Origin of the sequence: Pseudomonas sp. 51_B (genome assembly GCF_017491595.1) — a bacterium.
GTDB lineage: Bacteria > Pseudomonadota > Gammaproteobacteria > Pseudomonadales > Pseudomonadaceae > Aquipseudomonas > Aquipseudomonas promysalinigenes.
The window spans coordinates 1-234 of sequence record NZ_JAFGYW010000636.1 but is presented as its reverse complement, the minus strand read 5'-3'; the positions used below and the strand labels follow the sequence as shown (position 1 = coordinate 234).

The following is a 234-nucleotide window of genomic DNA, read 5'->3' as shown; positions in this document are numbered from 1 at the left end:
CCTTGGCGTTCGTGTTCCAGACGCTGGCCAACCGTAAACCTGAACTGGACTCGGGAGTCTATGCCTACGCCAAAGCTGGCTTCGGCGAGTACATGGGGTTTTCCTCGGCATGGGGGTACTGGATCAGCGCCTGGCTAGGGAATGTCGGCTATTTCGTATTGCTGTTCAGCACTTTGGGCTACTTCTTCCCGATCTTCGGCGAAGGTAACACCCCCGCGGCCATCATCGCTGCAT

The 234-nt window shown here is 57.3% G+C and carries 1 protein-coding gene; it reads left to right on the top strand.

The genetic code is table 11. The annotated features are described in order from the left end of the window. Positions 1–234 (top strand): amino acid permease (locus J5M56_RS26510; RefSeq protein ID WP_207938252.1); only part of this gene is annotated, 234 nt, incomplete at both ends.